Origin of the sequence: Rhizobium sp. L51/94 (genome assembly GCF_019355555.1) — a bacterium.
GTDB classification, from domain to species: Bacteria; Pseudomonadota; Alphaproteobacteria; order Rhizobiales; family Rhizobiaceae; genus Rhizobium; species Rhizobium rhododendri.
The window spans coordinates 47,160-63,429 of sequence record NZ_CP072141.1; the positions used below are offsets into that span (position 1 = coordinate 47,160).

Sequence of the window (16,270 nt, forward strand, 5' to 3'; positions counted from 1 at the left end):
TCCCCAGCGGGGAGAAGATGTCCGAAGGACAGATGAGGGGGTGGGCGACGCGAACGCCTCGTGCCCTCATCCGGCCCTGCGGGCCACCTTCTCCCCGCTGGGGAGAAGGGGAAATGGACTAAAGCCCCAGCATCCGCCGGTTTGCCGCATCGTCCGTGCCCCCGGCGGCAAAATCGTCAAAGGCGTGCTCGGTGACACGAATGATATGCGCCTTGACGAACTCGGCACCTTCGCGCGCGCCGTCTTCGGGGTGCTTCAGCGCGCATTCCCATTCGACGACAGCCCAGCCGTCGAAATCATTGGCGGTCATCTTGGAAAACACCGCGCCGAAATCCACCTGCCCGTCGCCCGGCGAGCGGAAGCGGCCGGCCCGGTCCACCCAGCTCTGGTAGCCGCCATAGACGCCCTGGCGGCCAGTCGGGTTGAACTCCGCATCCTTGACGTGGAACATCTTGATGCGGTCTTTGTAGATGTCGATGTTGTCGAGATAATCGAGGCACTGCAGGATATAGTGCGAGGGATCGTATAGCATGTTGGCGCGCGGATGGTTCTTCACCCGCTCCAGGAACATCTCGAAGGTGACGCCGTCATGCAGGTCTTCGCCCGGATGGATCTCGTAGCAGACATCGACGCCGTTTTCCTCGGCATGGTCTAGGATCGGCGTCCAGCGCTTGGCCAGCTCCTCGAATGCCGTCTCGACAAGACCCGCCGGCCGCTGCGGCCATGGATAAATATAGGGCCAGGCGAGCGCCCCGGAAAAGGTCGCATGCGCCGAGATGCCGAGGTGTTTCGACGCCGTCAGCGCCATCTTCACCTGCTCGACCGCCCATTCCTGCCGCGCCTTCGGATTGCCGCGCACTTCCGGCGCCGCGAATCCGTCGAAAGCCTCGTCATAGGCCGGATGCACCGCCACCAGCTGGCCCTGCAGATGCGTCGACAGCTCCGTTACCTCGACGCCATTCTGGCGCGCCACGCCGGCAAATTCGTCGCAGTAATCCTTCGAGCTGGCAGCCTTCCTGAGGTCGATCAGTTGTCCGGCCCAGGTCGGCACCTGCACACCGACATAGCCCACATCGGCCGCCCACTTGGTAATCGAATCCCACGAATTGAAAGGTGCAGCGTCGCCTGCGAACTGGCCGAGAAAGAGGCCAGGCCCCTTGATGGTCTTCATGTCAGATTCCTCCCTGAACAGATACCGTAAACGTTTCCAATGCGGTCCTGCTGCGCCCGGGGGCACGCAGAGGGCTCCTCAACCCACCGCAGAGACTCCAGCCTGATGGCCAGAAGTCAACGTGCAGCGAACTAATCACGGGCGTCCGACATGCGCAAGAGGTACGTACCGCATTTATGGATGCACGACTGTGGGTACGTGGGAATTTTGACCGTGCCGCTTACAACGTCGATCACTCTCGGGCTTCTGGCTAACCACTCAAGAACAGGAGGCAATCACGAAATCGCAAAAGCTGCATTAAATAATTTTAAAGCCTATAGATGTAATTCAGAAAACGTGTTTATATGCCTTGTCGCAACCTGAGGTAATAATCATGCAACTCAACACAACATCCGTTAACTTAATGTCTGCTTCAAAGACCCCCGAAGATGCCGCGAAATTTTTTCTTGGCGCGGTTAGTCAGGGCCTCGCCGCCGTCGTGGCGGACGCGCTTTCCAAAGCAGTGTCGAATACGGTATCGATTTCCACAAAAAACGCATCAATTGTCGGCTGGGAAAGCATGATTGGCGGGCTCGTAATGGAATTGGCTTGGGCTACGCCACTTGTTGTCGATGCGAAACCCATGGCGAGAGTGACAGGCTATGCACCATGCGTGCCCGCAGGAACCGTGTCGTCGCTCGGCATCAGCGTCGGCATTGGGGTTAGCATCTCAGCAACATTCTAAACACAATGGTAGTGACGATACCTGTCGCCACTACCATCCTCCCAATCGCCCGCTGGGTCCCCGTTGTTCACCAGACCCATCGAGCATCGTCAGCACCTACAGGTCATCAACGCGGCTTTTCCACCAAACCTGATGGAACATGCCCGCAAAAACGGGAGCGTTGTTCACATCTGTGCCGCGTCTCATCCTCTCGCAATAGCGCCCTCCAGGCTTGGCTTCCGTCGATCTAGGTTGCTCGCGGCTATGGCTGTACGCGACTGGCCAAGGCAATTTGCACGACACTTGACAAGTCCCCTGTGCTCCTTAGGGCTACGGTCTGAATTTCGCTTTCAGGAGACCACGGAAATGGCGCACGAACTCAATATCCCGCACGGTACACCGACCATCCTGCGGAACGCGTCGCTGGACACGCCGGAAATCTGGGAGGCTCGCGTCGATCTCGCTGCTTGCCTCAGGAGCGCTGCGCGGCTGGGCCTCGAAGAGGGCATCTGCAACCATTTCTCGGCGCTCGTTCCCGGCCATTCGGACCTGTTTCTTGTCAACCGGCTGGGCTGGGCTTTCCAGGAAGCAACGGCGTCGTCGCTTCTGATCTGCGATTTCGACGGCCATGTGGTCGCAGGAGACGGTGTACCGGAGGCAACGGCTTTCTTCATTCACGCCCGCCTGCACAAGATGCTGCCGCGCGTCGGCGCTGCCTTCCACACCCATATGCCGAATGCCACTGCGCTCAGCATGGTCGAAGGCGAACCGCTGGTCTGGGCCGGCCAGACCTCGTTGAAATTCTATGGCCGAACCGGCGTCGACGAGCACTATAACGGCCTGGCCCTCGACGAGCGTGAGGGCGACCGGATCGCGGCGGCGCTCGGCGCCAACGACATCCTGTTCATGAAGAACCATGGCGTCATGGTCTGCGGCCCGAACATCGCCGAAGCCTGGGACGATCTCTATTATCTGGAGCGTGCCGCCGAAGTGCAGCTCAAAGCCATGAGCACCGGCCGCCGTCTGGTCGCCGTTCCCGCCGAAGTCGCCTCTGCCGCCGCCCGCCAGATGCGCGAGGGCGACCCCGAAAGCGCCCGGATGCATCTCGAGAGCCTGCGGCGGGTGCTGGACAGGCAGGAGCCGGAATATCGGAGTTAATAACCGCGCTGCTAGGGTGCGGCCCCCTCATCCGGCCCTTCGGGCCACCTTCTCCCCGAGGGGAGAAGGGGAGGTCTCCGCATGTTGCGTCCATTGCGGTCAACCGCCGGCTGATTAAGTAGCAACCCGGTTCCGAGAAAGAGATTGCCCTTCCCCTTCTCCCCCTCGGGGAGAAGGTGCCCGGAGGGCGGATGAGGGGGGCACCCCCCCTCAACACTCACTTGTGGACAATGACCTCAGAAAGGCGAGTCCGGGAAATAGAAGTCCTTGGCATTATCCTTGGTGACCAGCGTCGCATCGACCAGATAGGTGCCCCGCACCGGAACCTGCCCGTAGAAATTGGCGACCGTCAACTCAAGCGCCGTTCCGACCATGGCCGGCGGATAGAGCACGTCGACGGGGATCATCTTGTCGCCGTCCATGACCTTCTTGATCATGTCCTTCGAGCCGGCACCGGCGATCACGTATTTGATATCCGTGCGCTTGGCCTGATCGATGGCCTGCAGCACGCCAACGGCCATGTCGTCGTCCTGGCACCAAACGACGTCGATCTTCTTGTACTTGGTGAGGAAGTCCTGCATCACCTTGAAGGCGTCGTCGCGGTTCCAGTTGCCGTACTGGCGATCGAGCACCTTGACCTTGGAGCCGGCAATGCCCTTGTCGAAGCCATCCTGACGCTGCTGGTCGATGGGGATCGGCAGGCCCCTGATGACGACCACCTCAGCATCCGGAGTGTTGGCCTTGATATATTCGCCGGCGGTCTGGCCGAGCGCCGGATTGTTGCCGGCAACATAGAGGTCGCGGATCGTATGGTCGTTGACGCTCGGCGCGCGATCGACGATAGCGACGAACTTGCCCTTGTCCTTGACCTCCTGCATGGCGTTGACCAGCGGATCCGGATCGGATGGCAGGATGACGAGGGCGTCGATGCCCTGCGTCGACAGGTCCTGCACGGCATTGGCCTGGCTTGCCGGATCAGCCGAGGTCTTGACGATGATGTTAAGGCCCGGATGTTGGGCCATCAGCAGCTTGGCGACACGGTTGGCATGGAATACCACGCCGGACGTCCAGCCATGGTCGGCGGCCGGGATAGACACGCCGATGGTGACTTTCTTGTCTTCCGCATGGGCAGCGCCCACCAGCGCGGCAAGGGCGACAGTCGTCGCCAACAGGATTTTACGCATATCTGTTCTCCTCCCAGAGAGTATCGGGGTCGATATCGCAGAAGACCGGGCGACCCCACCACCCGGTCCTTTTTCACGACTTGCGTATCAGCGACCGCTGAACGAGCATCGCAATGATGATGATCGCGCCTTGGATGGCGCCGATCAGGTATTCGCTGACGAAATTCGACAACAGCATGATGTTGCCGACGATTTCGAGAATGAAGGCGCCGCAGACCGTGCCCCAGATGCGCCCGACCCCTCCCCGGAGCGCTGTACCGCCGACGACGACGGCCGTGATCGCCTGGAGTTCCCAGAGGATACCGGTGGTCGCCGATGTCGACCCCAGCCGAGGGACATAGAGCAGTACGGCAACGGCAACGCAGATGCCCTGAATGACATAGGCGGCGGTGCGTACCCGGTTGACCGAGATGCCGGAATAGCGCGCCACATCCTCGTTCGAACCAACGGCGGCAACATGCCGGCCATAGCGGGTGCGATAGAGGATGAAGGCGCCGATGGCAGCCATCGCAAAGATGACGATCACAGGCACGGGCACGCCGAGCAGCTGGCCGAAATAGGCCGGCCGGTACATCTTGACGATCTCCGGGCTGCGCACGGTGATGGCACCACCTTGCGACAGCCAGGTGGTCAGTCCACGAAAGATGCCCATCGTGCCAAGCGTCGCGATGAACGGCTCGATGCGGCCGACTGTCGTGATGAGGCCATTGGCCAGCCCGCAGGCACCGCCAAGAGCGATGGCGAGCAGCATGGCGACAATGAGCATGCTGGCGGGATCGGCGATAGCGCCGCTGTTGATGAACAGGATCATCAGGCTGGCAACAAACGCCACCATCGAGCCAACAGACAGATCGATCCCGCCTGCCGAAATGACGAAGGTCGCGCCGATGGCAATGATGGCGATGAATGCACTGCGTGTGATGACGTTCAGCAGATTGTCGATGCTGATGAAATTCGGATTGGCGAAGGCGCCTAGCACCAGCAACAAGGCCAGCGCCACGAACGGAGCCACGGCGCGTAGATCGATATCCTTCCACGAGCGTTTCATCTTGACGGATTCGGTTGTTGTCACATTGCTCATGGTTGCTCCGCTCAGGCGGCCTCTCCGGCACTGGCACCTGTGGCCAGCACGACGATTTCGTTTTCGGTCATCATTTCGCCCGCCACCTCGCCGACGATCCGGCCGCCGCGCATCACCAGTATCCGGTCGCAGATGCCGATGAGTTCGGGCATTTCAGACGAGACGACGATGATCGAGCGGCCCTGTTCGGCAAGGGCTGCGATGAATTTGTAGATCTGTTCCTTGGTGCCGATGTCGATGCCGCGCGTCGGCTCGTCGATGATGACGATATCGGGATCGAGCAGCATCATCTTGGCGAGCAACAGCTTCTGCTGGTTACCGCCCGATAACTGGCCGGCCAGCATGTCCTTATCTCCAACCCGGATATCGAACTCCTTGATGGCGGCGTCGAGCGCGGCACGCTCCTTCGCCCGATCCACCTGGAATCGGCGGGCAAACTGGCCGAGCGCGGCAAGCGTCAGGTTGACGCGGAGGTCCTTGGTGAGCAGCAACCCCTTGCCCTTGCGATCTTCGCTGAGATAGACGATCCCGGCCTTGAGGCTGGCATGCACGTCGGCGAAGTGCACCGACTTGCCGTTGAGCTTTACCGCTCCCTGCCCCGTGCGAAGCCCGACCACGCCCTCCATCAGCTCTGTCCGGCCGGCGCCGATCAGCCCGGCAAAACCGAGGATCTCGCCACGATGAAGGGTGAAGGACGCGCGCTCGGCATAGCCCGGAACTGAAAAATTCTCGACGTTCAGCACAGTTTCACGAACCGCCGCCGCGTGCCGGTCGGGATAGAGCTTGGCCACATCGCGACCGACCATCAACCGCGCCATATCGGCAGGCTCGAGATCGGCAGCCGGATGGGTAGCGACCAGCCGCCCGTCGCGAAGGATAGTCACCCGGTTGGCGATTTCCTTCACCTCTTGCAGCCGGTGCGAAATATAGAGGACCGCCACCCCCTTGGCGCTGATATCCCGGATGACCTTGAGAAGCGCCCTGGTCTCGGTTGGCGTCAGGGAGGCGGTCGGCTCGTCGAAGATCACCAGCCGGTGCGGCACAAGCAGCACGCGCGCGATCTGCACCAGTTGCCGTTGGGCAATCGACAGCCGCCCGACCACAACAGTGGGTTCGATATCGGCACCGAGATCGCGGATGGCGCGGCGCGCCCCGTCGTTCATGGCGCGGTCGTCGACAATGAAGCCGCGGCGCAGTTCACGGCCGAGATAGAGGTTTTGCGCCACCGTCAGATCGGGAGCGAGCAGGATTTCCTGGTGGACGAGCACGATGCCGCGCGTCTCCGCATCCACAGGTCCGGACAAGTGAGCGGGCTCGCCATCGACCCGTACCTCGCCGCGCGTTGGCTGCAGATGCCCGGAAAGGAGCCGCATCAGCGTCGACTTGCCGGCACCGTTCTCGCCGATGATCGCATGGACTTCGCCAGCCATCACGGAAAGGTCGATGTCGCGCAGGACCTCGACAGGCCCGAATGATTTCGAGAGGCCAACGGCTTGCAGAAGCGGCATGGAGACATCGATGCGCGGGTTCATTGCAGCGCGTCCTCTGCCGCCACTGCCACCCCTGCGGCGCATAAACCTTCGGCCCCGCAAAGGGCGACAAGGCTCACGCCATCGTCCTCAAGAACTCTCTCCACCCCGGCACTCCTCCAAGCAAGAGGCTAGCGTATATGATGAGGTACGTAAAGCAGTGGGCGAATGTTTTTTATGGATTACAAACAGGACGTGCATGATGAGACGGGCGATGCCGGCTTGATGACTTCTCGCGCCAACTGCTTTATACTTATCCTATGAGCGAAGGCACTCGGACAAATTTCGTACCAGATCGCAGCGATATGGCTCTCGATGCACTGGTGCTTGGGACCGTCAACGCTCCTTATCGACGCTCTGTGTCCTCCACCGAATTGGTTTCAGTTCTTGCCACCGGCAAAATAGACAGCTGGCTCGTGCACATCTCGACGTTTTTCACCGACGTTCGCCCGGATCTGGTGATCGACTTCGCTGATGCCCACGGCATCGGGCATTCCCAACTGCAATTGATGTACGCCCTCGTTAAAGGTGCGACTGGGGAAGCGAGCAAGGAGATGGAGGAAGCCCTTGTCGAACTGGCACAGCCTGCTTGATCGTGCCATCCGTGGACTTGAATCCCTACCGCAAATAACGGTTACTCAGGAGGATTGGACGCTCGGCGGAGGCACCGCCCTGATGCTTCAACTACAACACCGGCTGTCCAAAGACATCGACATCTTCTTCCACGATGCCCAGTATCTGACATTCCTTTCACCCCGCGTCGGAGGCGAAGAAATTTGGGGAGCCGATGCCTATGACGAAGCGGCGCACTATGTGAAATTGATCTACGCGGAAGGCGAGATCGACTTCATCATATCCTCAAATATTACCAACATTTTACCGCACAGGATGAGCGTGGAGGGCGACATAAACGCCGGAATTGCGGCCTACGTTATTCCCATCGAGCATCCCGTAGAGATCGCCCTCAAGAAGCTGTGGCATAGGGGACCGGAACTTAAAATCAGGGACGTTTTCGATATCGCTGTCGTCGCAGAACATCATGAGGCGCTCCTGGTTGCCAATCTTCACCATGTCAAATCGAAAAAGAATGCGATTGTCAGCCGCTTGAGCAATATCGACGGCAATTTCTTTCGCGCATCCATGGAAGAGTTGGACATTCTGCCTGCCTACGCCAGCACTGCGAAATCAGCATTGGCAACAGTGCGCACGATTTTGGATCGTATTTAACGAGCGTCTCCCCGCAACCAGCGGAGAGACGCCCCCAACCATCAAACGTAACGGTTGACGATGTTTTCCAGCAGTTCCTGCTTGCCTGAACGAGGCTGCGGGTTGATATCGTTCCCTTCCACCCATTTGGCGATGTCGTCGAGCGCGTATTCGCCGCGCAGCAGCTTCTGGGGCTCGGCGGCATTCCAGCCGGCGTAGCGGTCGTCGAGCGGCTTGGACAAAGCCTTGTCCTCGATCATCTTGGCTGCCGCCTTCAGGCCGCGCGCGCAGCAATCCATGCCGCCGATATGGCCGATCAGCAGGTCTTCCGCATCCAGCGACTGGCGACGCAGCTTGGAATCGAAGTTCGTGCCGCCCGTGGTGAAACCGCCGCCGGACAGGACCTGATAATAGGCCAGCGTCATTTCCGGCACGTTGTTCGGGAACTGGTCGGTGTCCCAGCCGGACTGGTAGTCGTTGCGGTTCATGTCGATGGAGCCGAAAACGCCGAGTGCGTTCGCAAGCGCCAGTTCGTGCTCGAAGGAATGACCGGCGAGGATGGCGTGGCCCTGCTCGATGTTGAGCTTCACCTCGTTCTCGAGGCCGTATCTCTTGAGGAAGCCATAGACCGTCGCGACGTCGTAGTCGTACTGGTGCTTGGTCGGCTCCTGCGGCTTAGGCTCGATGAGGATGGTGCCCTTGTAACCGATCTTGTGCTTGTACTCGACGACGAGGTTCAGGAAGCGGCCCATCTGATCGAGTTCGCGCTTGAGGTCGGTGTTGAGCAGCGTCTCGTAGCCCTCGCGACCGCCCCACAGGACGTAGTTCTCGCCGCCGAGCTTCTGCGTCGCGTCGAGGCAGGTCTTCACCGTGGCCGCAGCAAAAGCGAAGACGTCCGGATCGGGATTGGTTGCAGCGCCGCTCATGTAACGGCGGTGGGAGAACATGTTGGCCGTGCCCCAGAGAAGCTTGACGCCCGTATCGGCCTGCTTCTGCGCAAAGTGGTCGACGATCTCGTTGAGGTTCTTGGTGTTCTCGGCAAAGTTATTGCCTTCCGGCCGGACGTCGGCGTCGTGGAAGCAATAATAGGGAGCGCCGAGCAGGGTGAAGAATTCGAAGGCGACATCGGCCTTCAGCTTGGCAGCTTCCATGGTGTCGCTAAACCACGGGCGCAAAAACGTCTGGCCGCCGAAGGGGTCGCCGCCTGGCCAGGTGAACGTGTGCCAGTAGGCAACGGCAAAGCGGAGATGGTCCTCCATCCGCTTGCCCAGCAGCATCTCGTCCTTGTTGTAGTGCCGGAAGGCCAGCGGATTAGTGCTGTCGGGGCCCTCGTATTTTACCTTCTGGATATCTCCGAAAAATCCTGTGGTCATGGGTATTTCCTCCTTGGTTGGTCTGGTGTTGGTTCTGTGGCTCCCCCTCATCCGGCCCTTCGGGCCACCTTCTCCCCGAGGGGAGAAGGAAAGACGAGGCCTCCGCAGTTTCCCCCTCTCCCCTCGGGGAGAGGGTAGGGTGAGGGGGTTTTGTTGCTAATGCGCCAGCGACTTGATCGCCGGATAGAGCGCCCGGTAACGCCCGTAAGCCTCCTCGTAGGCACCAGCGAAGGCGGATACGGGCTCGATCGTCCCGGCCGTCGCCGGCGGCGTGCAGACGGCAACCGGATCGGCCCCCGTGGCCGCAATCAGCCCGAGCCGGGCAGCACCGAAGGCCGCGCCGAAATCGCCGTCGGCCGGCAGGTCGACGGGCACGCCGAGCGCGGTGGCGATCGAGGCCAGCCAGTAGCGAGAGCGCGAGCCGCCGCCGATAGCGGTGACGCGGGAGATTTGGGTGCCGGCAGAACGCAGCGCCTCGAGGCTGTCACGGATGGCGAAGGATACCCCTTCGAGCACGGCTTGGGTCAGCACGACGCGGCTGCTCTCGTGGCCAAGGCCGATGAAGGCGCCACGGATCGCGGCATCGTTATGCGGCGTGCGCTCGCCGGAAAGATACGGGAGAAATGTTACGCCCGACGGCGCCTTCAGCGTATCGCCGAGTTCGCCGGTGAGGTCAGCCGGCGACTTACCGGTGATCTCGGAATGCCAGTTGAGCGCATCGGTGGCCGACAGGATGACGCCCATCTGGTGCCAGGTGTTGGGAAGCGCATGGCAGAAGGCATGCACGGCGCTCTCCGGCTTCGGCAGATAGGAGCCGTTGGCGGCAAACAGCACGCCGGAAGTCCCGAGCGACACAAAGGCTGCGCCATCGCTGACGGTTCCCATGCCGCAGGCCGAAGCCGCATTGTCGCCTGCCCCGCCGGCCAGGACGACGTCGCCGGACATGCCCCACTTCGCCGCCAGTTCGCCACGAAGTTTGCCGCCAACCTCGGTGCCTTCGACCAGTTGCGGCATCTGCGCTTCGGTAAGGCCGGTGGCGGCCAGCAATTCAGCCGACCACTTGCGCTTGCCAGTATCGAGCCAGGATGTGCCCGCCGAGTCCGACATTTCCGAGATGTGTTCGCCGGTCAGCCAGAGGCGGAGGTAATCCTTGGGAAGCAGCACGTGGGCCACCTTGGCGAAGATTTCCGGCTCGTGCCTGGCAACCCAGGCGAGCTTGGGCGCGGTGAAGCCCGGGAAGACGATGTTACCTGTCAGTGCGCGAAAACGCGGATCGGCGTCGAGCGCGGCCGCCTCGACATGGCTGCGCGTGTCGTTCCAGAGGATGCAGGGGCGCAGCACCTTGTCGGCAGCGTCCAGCAGCGTCGCGCCATGCATCTGACCGGAAAGGCCGATGCCGCGCACCGCAGAAAGCTCGTTCGGATGAGAAGCCTTGAGGCCCGCAATCGCCTCCTCCGTGGCACGCACCCAATGCGCCGGATCCTGCTCTGACCAGCCGGGATGCGGCCGCGAAACGTCAAGCGCGCCATTGGCGGAGCCGACGATCTTCTGATCGCCGTCGATCAGCATGGCTTTGACGCCGGAAGTGCCGAGATCGAGACCGAGATACATGTGGTTTACTCCTGTTGCCGCCCCTCAGGGCAGATTGTCTTTCAAGAAAATATCGAGCCGGATGCGCTCCTGGGCCGCGATGACAGCCAGCCCGTCGGCCTTGGCCTTGAGCACGCGGACAGCGCTGCGAACCTCATGGCCTGCATCCTGGTTAAGCACCACGTCGATCAGCCCATCCTGCAGGGCCTCGCGGGTGTAATCGGTCAACTCGTGCGCAACGACTGTCAGAGCCTTGCCTGCAGCCCGCGCCCGCAAGGCTCTGATCAGGCCGCGGTTGCCGGCGCCAATACTATAGATGCCGATCACGTCTGGATTGTCCGCCAGTGCTTTCGTGACAAGCCCGTTCACCGTCTCCGGATCGTCGAGCCCCTCCAGCACCGGCAGCAGCGTCAGGGCGGAAAACTCCTGCTCCATCATCGCCGAAAAGCCCTCGAGCCGTTCGCGATGGTCCCGTACCAGCAGCGAACCTGCGAGCACGAGGACTTCCCCCTTCCGTCCGCCGAGAAACCGGCCGAGCAAGCGCGCCGCCGTCCGCCCTGCCGCGATGTTGTCGATGCCGGCGTAATGATGACGTGCGGAACCGGTCAGGTCGGAAACCAGCGTCACCACGGGAATTTTCGCTTGTACCAGCCTTTCAACGGCATCCCGGACTTCGGGCGCATCGACGGCAACGAGCGCCACGCCGGCAATATCGGCGCCGGCAAGGCTGTCCAGCGCCGCCACCAACGCTGCGGGGTCGAAAGCCTTGACCTCGATGATGCGGATAGAGCACCGCTCCGATCCGGCGCGTGAAATTGCCTGCCGCGCCTCGGCGTGCAAGCTGTGCATGAAGGAATTATCGCTGGCCGGAAGGATGAAGACGAGCGGATAGAGGCGACCCTTGGCCAGATTGGCGGCCGCCATGTCGCGCACATAGCCGATATCGTTGATGACCGCTTCGACCCGCTGCCGAGTGACGCTGCGCACGCCGGCACGCTGGTTAAGCACCCGGTCCACGGTCGCAAGGCTAACGCCCGCTGCAGCGGCGATATCGTGAACGGTTGGCCTCATGTCTCCTCCTTCGAAGACACTTAGCGCCAAATCTGACGTACGTAAATCAGATTTTTCAAGGCGAAGGCTTTCGACGCAAGCTTGCCGCCGAAAGACCGGGCTCAGACGTTATTTTTCGCGGTCGTTGGCGATCCCCGCCTCGACCCGCCGGGCGATAGCCGAGAGATCGCGCTTCTCGCCGCCGAGGGTCTCGATAGCACCCACCGCGACGTCGCTCGCCACGTAGTCGGATTTGTGACCCATATTGTGGATTGAGATCAGTCGGGCGCCGCTTATGGCTTTTGCCAGTTGTCCTGCGTGGATTGTGGGCGAGACGACACTGTCGGTATCGCCTGTTATGATGATGGTAGGCTTTTCTATCTCGGGGTAGCGCGGCGATGTCTTGGCGGTCCAGTCCTTGAGATTGGCAACATCGACGGCGTTGTTGTGAAAAGAACCGGGACGGATCGCCATCAGCGCGTGGGTTTTCGCCACATAGTCCGCAGGCGCGACGTTCGGCGCAAAAACGCCCTTCACTGCACTGTCGATCATCACCACGCCGGCTGGCGGTGCGATTAACGTCGAAAACAGCCAGCCCGTCACGGGCGTCGAGGCCGCGCGATAATACCAGGCGATGCCGCCCGGCCAGGGATAGACGGCGGGCGAGAGAAAGACCAGGCCGATGACCTTGTCGGGGTGACGCAGCGCAAAGCTGGCAACCACGGCACCACCGAAGGAATGGCCCACGATGATCGCCTTCCTTATCCCCCGTTTATCCATGACAGCGGCTATGGCATCCGCCTGACCATCAGGATAGGCGTTTTCCGCACCGCCACGGTCCGAGCGTCCGTAGCCGGGGCGATCGACGAACAGCAGATCCGCCCGGCCCTCCAGCTTGCCACGAAACGACAGCATCGGGTCGAACAGGTTGGCGCTGGCACCATGGACGAAGACGACCGGCGGCAGGTCGGGATGACTGGCGCGCAGGTAGACGCTGTTCATCCTGTAGCCACCGACATCGATCAACTCCTGCGGCACGGAATCTGCAGTCGCCGAGGTCGCGCAGGAAGCTCCGCAAGCGAACAGTGCGAGAAGCACGAGTGCCCGCCTGATGGTGCAGAAAGTCGTTTTGAGCATGTAAACGGGGTCCGGCATGGAGGAACGAATGAAATGTCGATACGTCGCCGACGGCGCGCCGGTTCACCGGCCGGCACGAAAACGCCGCCAGACAGATACGTCGTGGCGGCGAAAAGGTTTCGGTCGAAGTTGCTAGTGGCCGCCGGCCGGCGCACCCTTGGGTGGCGGCTTCGGCTTGCTGATCATCGCAACGCCGATCAGCATGAGCGTGAACAGCACCGTCAGGATCATGAACACGTCGCTGAACGACATCACCATCGCCTGCTTGGTGGTCAGGTTGACCATCGTGCGTACGGCGACATTCGAACCGTCCATCCCGTGAGCATTGTAGTTGGCGGCCATGCTGTTCAGCTGATCGACGGCAACCGGATTACCCCAGTTGATATTTTCGCGCAGGCGCATGTAGTGCAGGTCCTGCCGGGTGGTCAGCACCGTGTTGATGATCGCAAGGCCAACGGCACCGCCGAGATTTCTCGTCAGGTTGAACAGGCCCGAAGCGCCGCGCATGCGCTCCGGAGCCATCGTCCCCAGCGCGATATTGTTGATCGGCACCATGCACAGCATCAGACCCACACCGCGCAGGATCTGCGGGATGAGCAACTCCCAGAAATCCCAGTCGGTGGTAATCGACGTCATGATCCATGTGCCGGCTGCAAAGAAGATAAACCCGGCCGCCATGATAATCCGCGGATCGAGCTTGCTCGACAGCATGCCGGCGACCGGCGCCGTACAGAACATCGCGAGGCCGGAGACAAACATGGTCTCGCCGATCATCAGCGAATCGTAGCCGCGTATGCGACCGAGATAGAGCGGATAGACGTAGGTCAGGCCATATAGCCCGATGCCCATGACGAAGGAAAATACCGAGCCGAAGGAAAAGTTCTTGTTGGCGAAAGCCTTCAGATCGACAATCGGAAAGGACGCTGTAAAGGCCCGGAAAAAGAATATTACCCCGCCTATCGCCGAAGCAATGGCGGCGATGACGATGTAGCCGTCGTTGAACCAGTCGTTGGTGTTACCTTCCTCGAGCACATACTCCAGCGCACCGAGAAAAACGGCCATGCCCAACAAGCCCCACCAGTCGAACTTCTTCATCAGCGACAGCTCAGGCTTGTCGAAGTCGATGAAATTCCATGTGACGAGCGTCACGAGAATACCGGGGCCGATGTTGATCAGAAACAGCCAGTGCCAGGAGAAGGCATCGCTGAGATAGCCGCCGACCGTCGGTCCGATGGTCGGTGCCAACGTGGCGATCAAGCCGATGATCGGCGATATGACATTGCGCTTTGATGGCGGAAAGATGGTAAAGGCGGCAGCAAACACGGACGGGATCATGCCCCCGCCGATAAAGCCCTGCATCGCCCGATAAACGATCATCTGGTCGATATTGGTCGCAGTGGCGCAGAGAGCGCTGGATGCGGTAAAGCCGGCAGCGCAGATGGCGAAGAGATAACGGGTGGAGATGATCCGTGCCAGCGTGCCCGACAACGGGATCATGATGACTTCGGCTATCAGGTAGGCAGTCTGCACCCAGGCGATTTCATCGGAACCGGCACTGAGGCCGGCCTGAATTTCAGCCAGCGATGCCGACACCACCTGGATGTCGAGGATCGACATGAACATGCCGAGCACCATCGCGATGAATGCGATCATCCGGCGCGGATCTACGCGCTCCGAATCGGGAGCGGCAGAACCGGCAGCCGGTCCTGCAGTGGGTGTTGCGGCAGCCATGGATGCTCTCCGAGCGTTACTTGTTTGACTGCGGCGCAGTGCGCGTATCGACGTCGACGACGACGCTGAGGCCGGCACGCAGGCGACCGCTGTCGAGTGCTTCCTGCGGCAGGGCGATGCGGACCGGCACGCGCTGGATCACCTTGGTAAAGTTGCCCGTCGCATTTTCAGGCGGCAGCAGCGAGAAGACCGAGCCGGATGCCGGCGCGATAGACTCGACGATACCGACAATCGGCTCGTCGCTATAGGCATCGACATGCACCTCGACCTTGGAGCCCGGAACGACGTGCTGGAGCTGGGTCTCCTTGAAGTTGGCGTCGATGTAGAGCTTGCGGGTCGGGACGATGGACATAAGGCGCGTTGTTGAAGACACGTAATCGCCTTCCTGGACCGAGCGGTTACCCACGATGCCATCATAGGGGGCCTTGAGGACCGTGAAGCTCAGGTCGCGGGCGGCCTTGTCCCGCGAGATTTCGAGTGTCCGGACCGTGCCTTCAGCCTGCCTGCGCTGCGCTTGCAGCAAGGCAATATTCGCCTGTGCCGAGGCAATATTGGCATCGCCGGCGACGAGGTTGGCGTTGGCCTGGTCGAGCGCGATATTGGCGGAGTCGACGTTGGCGGCGGTGCCAGCAGACTTCGATTCCAGCTGGGTCGCGCGGCTCTGGGTGATCTGCGCGCCACGCACCGTTGCCTGCAGCGCCACCTTCTGGGCCTGCGCCTGGGCAAGCGAGGCCTGCGCCCCTACGATTTGCGCGTCGATGGTCTGCAATGCCAGCTTCTCTGTATCAACCTGCGCCTGCGCCTGGTCGAGTGCGTTCTGGTAATCGCCGTCGTCCAGTGTCAGCAGTACATCGCCAGCCTTGACCTGCTGGTTGGCAACCACGTCGACCTTGGCGACATAGCCGGCAACCTTGGGCGAGATGACCGCCATGTCACCGCCGATATAGGCATCGTCGGTCGACACCATGAAACGTCCGGTCGTCCACCAGTTATACCCGTACCAGCCACCGCCGATCAGCGCGATCACGACGATGATCGGAAGGACGAAGCTGCGGCGCTTTTTGCCGGCTTTTGGCGGATCGACTGTCGTTGTAGCCGAGGGCTCAGCTGGCGCAGGGGTGCTGCGTGCTTCGGCCGCTGCCGGCTCCGCTTGCACAGCCGGGTCAGACTGGGCAGAATTGGCGTCTGCGGGTTCGCTTACAATGCGTGCAACATTGTTCTTCTGAATGGACGACATGTAGAGAGCACCAGATTTTTACGGAATTTGTCGAACCGAACGGTTCGGTTCAGTTGACATAGAGCGTTTAACACATCATATCAAGTCATACCGAACCAATCGGTTCGATTTGGTTAAAGA

The 16,270-nt window shown here is 60.9% G+C and carries 14 protein-coding genes; 4 read left to right on the forward strand and 10 right to left on the reverse strand.

Translation table 11 applies throughout. From position 1 onward, the window contains the following. Positions 1-118: 118 nt before the first annotated feature. Positions 119-1,171, reverse strand: a complete 1,053-nt coding sequence (locus J5274_RS00225) for a sugar phosphate isomerase/epimerase (RefSeq protein WP_142830438.1) — start codon at positions 1,169-1,171, stop codon at positions 119-121. 373 nt (positions 1,172-1,544) lie between these two features. On the opposite strand from J5274_RS00225, the gene J5274_RS00230 reads away from it, so the two are divergent. Beyond that, the gene (locus tag J5274_RS00230) at positions 1,545-1,895 is read left to right on the forward strand and encodes a hypothetical protein (RefSeq protein WP_219274714.1); all 351 of its coding nucleotides are present in this window, start codon (positions 1,545-1,547) and stop codon (positions 1,893-1,895) included. Between the two features lie 345 nt (positions 1,896-2,240). Then, entirely contained in the window at positions 2,241-3,032 is a 792-nt protein-coding gene (locus J5274_RS00235; protein WP_142830436.1) for an aldolase, read from the forward strand. A 236-nt stretch (positions 3,033-3,268) separates the two neighbouring features. Here J5274_RS00235 and J5274_RS00240 read toward each other — a convergent pair whose 3' ends face one another. From J5274_RS00240 to J5274_RS00250, 3 genes are all read right to left on the reverse strand, one after another. Then, a complete protein-coding gene (locus J5274_RS00240; protein ID WP_142830434.1) occupies positions 3,269-4,216 on the reverse strand; it encodes a substrate-binding domain-containing protein in 948 nt (315 codons plus the stop codon). Between the two features lie 73 nt (positions 4,217-4,289). After that, the gene (locus tag J5274_RS00245) at positions 4,290-5,297 is read right to left on the reverse strand and encodes an ABC transporter permease (protein WP_142830432.1); all 1,008 of its coding nucleotides are present in this window, start codon (positions 5,295-5,297) and stop codon (positions 4,290-4,292) included. Between the two features lie 11 nt (positions 5,298-5,308). After that, a complete protein-coding gene (locus J5274_RS00250; RefSeq protein ID WP_142830430.1) occupies positions 5,309-6,829 on the reverse strand; it encodes a sugar ABC transporter ATP-binding protein in 1,521 nt (506 codons plus the stop codon). Positions 6,830-7,131: 302 nt separating this feature from the next. Between J5274_RS00250 and J5274_RS00255 the strand changes: the two genes are divergently transcribed. Both J5274_RS00255 and J5274_RS00260 read left to right on the forward strand, forming a co-directional pair. After that, positions 7,132-7,419 carry a hypothetical protein gene (locus J5274_RS00255; protein WP_142830428.1) on the forward strand — a complete coding sequence of 96 codons (288 nt, stop codon included), beginning with the start codon at positions 7,132-7,134 and terminating at the stop codon, positions 7,417-7,419. Beyond that, entirely contained in the window at positions 7,394-8,053 is a 660-nt protein-coding gene (locus J5274_RS00260; protein ID WP_142830427.1) for a nucleotidyl transferase AbiEii/AbiGii toxin family protein, read from the forward strand. The genes J5274_RS00255 and J5274_RS00260 overlap by 26 nt, the downstream gene beginning before the upstream one ends. 41 nt (positions 8,054-8,094) lie before the next feature. On the opposite strand, the gene xylA is transcribed toward J5274_RS00260, so the two are convergent. The 6 genes from xylA to J5274_RS00290 form a co-directional block, all read right to left on the reverse strand. After that, the gene (gene xylA, locus J5274_RS00265) at positions 8,095-9,405 is read right to left on the reverse strand and encodes a xylose isomerase (RefSeq protein WP_142830425.1); all 1,311 of its coding nucleotides are present in this window, start codon (positions 9,403-9,405) and stop codon (positions 8,095-8,097) included. A gap of 156 nt (positions 9,406-9,561) precedes the next feature. Next, on the reverse strand, positions 9,562-11,016 hold the full coding sequence (xylB, locus tag J5274_RS00270) for a xylulokinase (RefSeq protein WP_142830423.1): 1,455 nt from the start codon (positions 11,014-11,016) through the stop codon (positions 9,562-9,564). A gap of 24 nt (positions 11,017-11,040) precedes the next feature. Next, on the reverse strand, positions 11,041-12,066 hold the full coding sequence (locus tag J5274_RS00275) for a LacI family DNA-binding transcriptional regulator (RefSeq protein ID WP_142830421.1): 1,026 nt from the start codon (positions 12,064-12,066) through the stop codon (positions 11,041-11,043). A 108-nt stretch (positions 12,067-12,174) separates the two neighbouring features. Further along, entirely contained in the window at positions 12,175-13,182 is a 1,008-nt protein-coding gene (locus J5274_RS00280; protein ID WP_142830419.1) for an alpha/beta fold hydrolase, read from the reverse strand. A 132-nt stretch (positions 13,183-13,314) separates the two neighbouring features. Beyond that, entirely contained in the window at positions 13,315-14,913 is a 1,599-nt protein-coding gene (locus tag J5274_RS00285) for a DHA2 family efflux MFS transporter permease subunit (protein WP_142830417.1), read from the reverse strand. 16 nt (positions 14,914-14,929) lie between these two features. Then, positions 14,930-16,150 carry an HlyD family secretion protein gene (locus J5274_RS00290; RefSeq protein WP_142830415.1) on the reverse strand — a complete coding sequence of 407 codons (1,221 nt, stop codon included), beginning with the start codon at positions 16,148-16,150 and terminating at the stop codon, positions 14,930-14,932. Between the last annotated feature and the right edge of the window lie 120 nt (positions 16,151-16,270).

Bases quoted from the DNA above. Each gene is read 5' to 3' on its own strand.
- J5274_RS00240 (WP_142830434.1), bottom strand. From the start codon at position 4,216: ATGCGTAAAATCCTGTTGGCGACGACTGTCGCCCTTGCCGCGCTGGTG.
- xylB (WP_142830423.1), bottom strand. From the start codon at position 11,016: ATGTATCTCGGTCTCGATCTCGGCACTTCCGGCGTCAAAGCCATGCTG.
- J5274_RS00290 (WP_142830415.1), bottom strand. From the start codon at position 16,150: ATGTCGTCCATTCAGAAGAACAATGTTGCACGCATTGTAAGCGAACCC.
- J5274_RS00255 (WP_142830428.1), top strand. From the start codon at position 7,132: ATGGCTCTCGATGCACTGGTGCTTGGGACCGTCAACGCTCCTTATCGA.
- J5274_RS00245 (WP_142830432.1), bottom strand. From the start codon at position 5,297: ATGAGCAATGTGACAACAACCGAATCCGTCAAGATGAAACGCTCGTGG.
- J5274_RS00250 (WP_142830430.1), bottom strand. From the start codon at position 6,829: ATGAACCCGCGCATCGATGTCTCCATGCCGCTTCTGCAAGCCGTTGGC.
- J5274_RS00280 (WP_142830419.1), bottom strand. From the start codon at position 13,182: ATGCTCAAAACGACTTTCTGCACCATCAGGCGGGCACTCGTGCTTCTC.
- J5274_RS00230 (WP_219274714.1), top strand. From the start codon at position 1,545: ATGCAACTCAACACAACATCCGTTAACTTAATGTCTGCTTCAAAGACC.
- xylA (WP_142830425.1), bottom strand. From the start codon at position 9,405: ATGACCACAGGATTTTTCGGAGATATCCAGAAGGTAAAATACGAGGGC.
- J5274_RS00285 (WP_142830417.1), bottom strand. From the start codon at position 14,913: ATGGCTGCCGCAACACCCACTGCAGGACCGGCTGCCGGTTCTGCCGCT.
- J5274_RS00275 (WP_142830421.1), bottom strand. From the start codon at position 12,066: ATGAGGCCAACCGTTCACGATATCGCCGCTGCAGCGGGCGTTAGCCTT.
- J5274_RS00225 (WP_142830438.1), bottom strand. From the start codon at position 1,171: ATGAAGACCATCAAGGGGCCTGGCCTCTTTCTCGGCCAGTTCGCAGGC.
- J5274_RS00235 (WP_142830436.1), top strand. From the start codon at position 2,241: ATGGCGCACGAACTCAATATCCCGCACGGTACACCGACCATCCTGCGG.